Here is a 4,804-nt window from a genome sequence, read left to right on the forward strand (position 1 = left end):
CGTCCGCGGCGGGCGACGCCGACCACCTCGGAGTCGGTTCGGATGGCATCGCCCAGTACGGCGGCCAGGGGCGCGAGGTACTGCGCCACCCATTCGCGTCCGGTGGCGTAGGTGTCGCCGTCCGGCGCGGTCCAGCCGGTGGGTTCGAGCAACCGGGCGGCAGCGGGGTCGACGACCTCGGACCACGGGGAGAACAGTCGAACGTGATTCCACTCGGACACTGCCGAGCCGGCCGACGGTCCGCGTTCGAGAACGACTACGTCGGAACCGGTTTCGGCCAGATGCGCCGCAGCGGCGAGACCGATGGGCCCTGCGCCGACCACTACTACGGGGTATGAGTTCATGACTGATCTACCTTTCCTCTTCGAATGACAGTGTCGACGGCTGCACGCGCTGTGCGGCCGACACCGATGAGCGTTGCCGACGCCGGGCCGGTCCAGTCGCCGTAGCCGAGAAAAATCAGGTTCGGCTCGTCTCGGACATGGTTGCCGTCCAACACGATTCCCGACCTGTCGGTGTGCAGGTGCAGTGGCCGCAGGTGGTGCAGAGCAGGGCGAAAACCGGTGCACCACACGATCGCATCCAGCCTCTGTGTCGTGTGCCCGTCGGTGACGCCGTCGGAAGTGAGCGCGGTGAACATCGGCCTGGCCTGCAGAACTCCACGATCGCGGGCCTCTCGCACCGGCGGGACCATCACGATGTCTCCCAGACCGGCGACACCGCCGGAATCCGCTGCGCCCTCGGCAAGAGCGCGAGCCCGATCGCTGGCGACATCGAACAGCACTCGGCCGTCCACATCGTCGGGGAGAAACCTGGGCCCGCGGTTGGTGAACCACACGGTGTCGGCGACGGTGGATATCTCGGCCAGAATCTGCGCAGCCGAGTTCCCGCCACCGACGATGCCCACGCGCTTGCCTGCGAACGCATCGGGCATCCGGTAGTCGGCAGCATGAAGTTGCGTCCCGGAGAACTCACGCATACCGGGATAGCTGGGCCAGAACGGTCGCGACCACGTACCGGTGGCATTGACGATCGTTGTGGCGCAGTAGGAGTCACCGTCGGTATCGACTCGATAGCCGTCGGTCGTACGATGCACCGACTTCACGTCGACTGGCCTGCGCACCGGCAACTCGTACTTCTTCTCGTATGCCCGGAGGTAGTCCACCACATGCGACGCCGGCGGAAAGCCGCTGTGCCACGGCGGCATCGGCCAACCGGGCAATCGCGAGTACTCGGCAGGCGAGAACAGCTGCAGCGACGGCCAGTACTCCTGCCAGGAGCCTCCGGCATGCGTCTGATCGTCGAGGATGACGAAGTCCACACCGGCCCTTCGCAGGTAGTAACCGGCGGCCAGTCCTGCCTGACCGCCGCCGATCACCACCACCTCCGAAGTCATTCGAGTCAACCGTCGGTGCCGCGTATTCGGGACGCGAGTTCCTCGACACGAGCGGCGATGTCGTCGCGCACCAGACGCATCCGTTCGATTCCGTCGACACCACGTTCGGACGGCTCGTCGGTGTTCCAGTTCTCGAAGGTCGGACCGTCGACACGGTCGACCTTCGCCTCGTTCCCGAGGGTGATCACGTAGTCGATGCGAGACAACAACTCCGGTCGATCGGCTTCGGCTGTTCACCGGACAGGTCGACGCCGACTTCGAGGAGGGCCTCGGCCGAGAGTGCATTGACCGTTCCGCTCGGCTTCGTTCCCGCCGAGTGCACCTCCACCGAGTCGCCGACGGCCTTGCGCATCAGACCGGCAGCCATCTGAGACTTGCCGCCGTTCTTGACGCAGACGAACAGCACGCTCGGTGTCGTCATGACAGCGAACCTTGCTTCGCTGGAACCAATTCGGCGATCAGTTCTTCGATTCGACTCTTGATTTCGTCTCGGATCGGACGGACCGCCTCGACGCCTCTGCCTGCCGGGTCGGCCAGTGCCCAATCGCGGTAGCTCACTCCGGGGAACACCGGGCACGCGTCCCCGCAGCCCATGGTGATCACGACGTCGGACGTCTCGACGGCCTCCGGGGTCAGAATCTTCGGGGACTGCGACGAGATGTCGATACCGAGTTCGGCCATGGCCTCGACTGCTGCGGAGTTGATGGTGTCCGCGGGCGCGCTACCGGCAGAACGCACCTCGACGGTGTCGCCGGCGAGATGAGTGAGAAATCCGGCGGCCATCTGAGATCGGCCGGCGTTGTGGACACAGACGAACAGAACACTGGGTGTGTCGGACATGGAGTCGTTTGCCTTTCGAGCGCGAGGCGGATACCTCAGGCCGGTACGGTTGTGGTGGTCAACTCGGTGAGCAGTTCGCGGACACGTACGTCGAGATCGTCGCGGATGAGACGCACCTCGTCGAGGGACTTGCCGTCGGGGTCGGTCAGTTGCCAGTCCAGGTAGCGCTTGCCCGGGTAGACCGCGCACGCGTCGCCACATCCCATGGATACCACGACATCTGCCGCGGCGACGACGTCGTCGGTCAGTGGCTTGGGGAATTCACTGCCCAGGTCGATGCCCTGTTCCTCCATCGCCTGCACCACGATCGGATTGATTTCGTAGGTGGGGGCCGAGCCTGCAGATCGGACGTGGACCAGTCCCCGTGCGTGGTGCTCGAGCAGGGCTGCGGCCATCTGTGAGCGTCCGGCATTGTGGACGCAGATGAACAGCACCTCGGGCACGAGTTTCGGTGCGTCACCCTGTGATTGGGCGAGTGCAGTGAGGCGATCCGCGGCGAACTTGCCGGCCAGGGTGGTCAGGTGGGTATGAATCTTCGAGGTTCGACGCAGTGCGGTGTAGGACTCGAAGACGTAGCGCTCGACGGTTTGCGTGGAGAAGATGCCCTCGTATTCCGCTGCCAGTCTCTCGGCGGTGCGCGAGAGGAGGGCCTGGGGCATCAGTAGTTCGGGCTGAGCGCGGTGGCTGGAGGGAGAAGTGTTGTCGGACATCAGGACTCCTTTGTCGCTGTGGTCACGGGTGGTGCGGGGGAGAAGCGCTTGCGCAGTGCGAGGGAGACATAGACGAGGCCGACCAGTACCGGCACCTCGATGAGTGGTCCGACGACTCCGGCGAGTGCTTGCCCGGATGTCGCGCCGTACGTCGCGATGGCGACGGCGATCGCCAACTCGAAGTTGTTGCCTGCTGCGGTGAACGCGAGGGTGGTCGTGCGTTCGTAGCCCAGACCCATCGCAGCACCCAGGGCGTAACCGCCGCCCCACATCACCGCGAAGTACACCAGTAGTGGCAGTGCGATGCGAACCACGTCGAACGGCTGTGAGGTGATCTGATCACCCTGCAGCGCAAACAGAATGACGATGGTGAAGAGCAGACCGTAGAGCGCCCACGGGGCGATCCTGGGGATGAACTTCTCCTCGTACCATTCCCGGCCCTTGGCGCGCTCGCCGAAGAAGCGAGACGCGAATCCGGCTATCAGAGGGATACCGAGGAAGATGAGGACCGACTTGGCGATCTGCCATGGCGACGCCTCGATGGTGGTCTGGTCGAGTCCGAGCCATCCCGGCAGAACCGAGAGGTAGAACCATCCGAGGATCGCGAACATGAACACCTGGAACACCGAGTTGATCGCCACCAGGACCGCGGCGGCTTCTCGGTCCCCGCAAGCGAGGTCGTTCCAGATGATGACCATCGCGATGCATCGAGCCAGCCCGACGATGATCAGACCGGTTCGATATTCGGGGAGGTCCGGCAGGAAAAGCCATGCGAGAGCGAACATCAGGGCCGGACCGAGGACCCAGTTGAGCACCAGCGAGCCGATCAGCAGACGCTTGTCTCCGGTGACGGTGTCGAGGCGGTCGTAGCGAACCTTGGCCAGCACCGGGTACATCATGACGAGCAGTCCGATGGCGATGGGGAGCGAGACGCCGTCGATGGAGATGGTGGACAGCGCCTCGTCCATTCCTGGGATCATGCGTCCCAGGAGTAGACCCACGACCATCGCCACGCCGATCCACACGGGTAGGAACCGGTCGAGAGTGGAGAGCTTGCCGACTACGGCAGTATCGGTCGTCGTACTCATGCCATGACCTCCGTGGACTCTGCAGCGTTCAGCACTGCGGAAAGTTGCTGCAGGGCAGCGGGAATCACCGAGTAGTACACCCAGGTTCCGCGCCGTTCACAGTCGAGCAGTCCCGCCTCGCGGAGCACCTTGAGGTGGTGGGAGATGGTCGGTTGGGAGAGGTCGAATGCGGGGGAGATATCGCAGACGCAGGCTTCGCCGCCTGCATGGCTGGCGACGAGGCTGAGCAATCGCAGTCGGACGGGATCTCCCAGTGCTTTGAACATGCGGGCCAGATCTCCGGCCCAGTCCACGGTGAGGGGCTCGCGGGTCAGCGGCGAGCAGCACTCGCCGTCGACGAGCGGCCGGTCTTGATTCGACATACGTCTATATTGACGTCTACCGAATCAGGCGTCAAGTGAACAGTTGCCGAACGCGGATCTGCCGATAGACGACACCGAGAGCGACCACGACGGTTCCGACGGCGATGGCCGTCACCGGCAGCGTGGCGATCAGCACCACGCACCCGATGCTGCCGAGGATCTGAAGGGCCCGTGGGTAGCGGCGGTGTTCGGCATCCTGGGTGTACGCGCTGAGGTTGGCCACCAGGTAGTACAGCAACACCCCGAACGACGAGAAGCCGATGGCGTCACGCAGGTCGACCATCATGACCAGCACGACGACGATCACTGCGAGGGTGATCTCGGCGCGATGCGGAACCGAGTGGCGGGGGTGGACCGCGGCCAGGTACGCCGGCAGGTCGTCGTGGCGGGCCATCGCCAGCGAGGTGC

The 4,804-nt window shown here is 64.4% G+C and carries 6 protein-coding genes and 2 pseudogenes; all 8 read right to left on the reverse strand.

Annotation, left to right across the window (positions count from 1 at the left end; all coding sequences use genetic code 11):
* Positions 1 to 440: FAD-dependent oxidoreductase (locus tag RHBS_RS24430; RefSeq protein WP_128646673.1), on the reverse strand; the 440-nt coding region annotated here is incomplete at its 3' end.
* Entirely contained in the window at positions 341 to 1,396 is a 1,056-nt protein-coding gene (locus RHBS_RS24435; RefSeq protein WP_128646668.1) for an ArsO family NAD(P)H-dependent flavin-containing monooxygenase, read from the reverse strand. The genes RHBS_RS24430 and RHBS_RS24435, both read right to left, overlap by 100 nt.
* A gap of 5 nt (positions 1,397 to 1,401) precedes the next feature.
* A pseudogene (locus tag RHBS_RS24440) lies at positions 1,402 to 1,817 on the reverse strand (low molecular weight phosphatase family protein).
* Positions 1,814 to 2,236 (reverse strand): arsenate reductase ArsC, encoded by a 423-nt coding sequence (locus RHBS_RS24445; RefSeq protein ID WP_128646670.1) that lies wholly within the window; start codon positions 2,234 to 2,236, stop codon positions 1,814 to 1,816. Before RHBS_RS24445 ends, RHBS_RS24440 begins: the two are co-directional and overlap by 4 nt.
* Positions 2,237 to 2,271: 35 nt before the next feature.
* Positions 2,272 to 2,946, reverse strand: coding sequence for a three-helix bundle dimerization domain-containing protein (locus RHBS_RS24450; RefSeq protein WP_121871293.1), 675 nt, complete (start codon positions 2,944 to 2,946; stop codon positions 2,272 to 2,274).
* Positions 2,946 to 4,034 (reverse strand): ACR3 family arsenite efflux transporter, encoded by a 1,089-nt coding sequence (arsB, locus tag RHBS_RS24455; protein ID WP_121871292.1) that lies wholly within the window; start codon positions 4,032 to 4,034, stop codon positions 2,946 to 2,948. Before arsB ends, RHBS_RS24450 begins: the two co-directional genes overlap by 1 nt.
* Positions 4,031 to 4,396, reverse strand: a complete 366-nt coding sequence (locus RHBS_RS24460; protein WP_128646671.1) for a helix-turn-helix transcriptional regulator — start codon at positions 4,394 to 4,396, stop codon at positions 4,031 to 4,033. Before RHBS_RS24460 ends, arsB begins: the two co-directional genes overlap by 4 nt.
* A gap of 31 nt (positions 4,397 to 4,427) precedes the next feature.
* Positions 4,428 to 4,804 (reverse strand): annotated as a pseudogene (locus tag RHBS_RS24465) (amino acid permease); the annotation flags it as partial.

This window comes from Rhodococcus sp. BS-15 (assembly GCF_000813105.1).
In the GTDB taxonomy this organism is placed as follows: domain Bacteria; phylum Actinomycetota; class Actinomycetes; order Mycobacteriales; family Mycobacteriaceae; genus Rhodococcoides.

Excerpts from the sequence above, each read along its gene's own strand:
- RHBS_RS24460 (WP_128646671.1), bottom strand. The coding sequence starts at position 4,396 with ATGTCGAATCAAGACCGGCCGCTCGTCGACGGCGAGTGCTGCTCGCCG.
- RHBS_RS24450 (WP_121871293.1), bottom strand. The coding sequence starts at position 2,946 with ATGTCCGACAACACTTCTCCCTCCAGCCACCGCGCTCAGCCCGAACTA.
- RHBS_RS24445 (WP_128646670.1), bottom strand. The coding sequence starts at position 2,236 with ATGTCCGACACACCCAGTGTTCTGTTCGTCTGTGTCCACAACGCCGGC.
- RHBS_RS24435 (WP_128646668.1), bottom strand. The coding sequence starts at position 1,396 with ATGACTTCGGAGGTGGTGGTGATCGGCGGCGGTCAGGCAGGACTGGCC.
- arsB (WP_121871292.1), bottom strand. The coding sequence starts at position 4,034 with ATGAGTACGACGACCGATACTGCCGTAGTCGGCAAGCTCTCCACTCTC.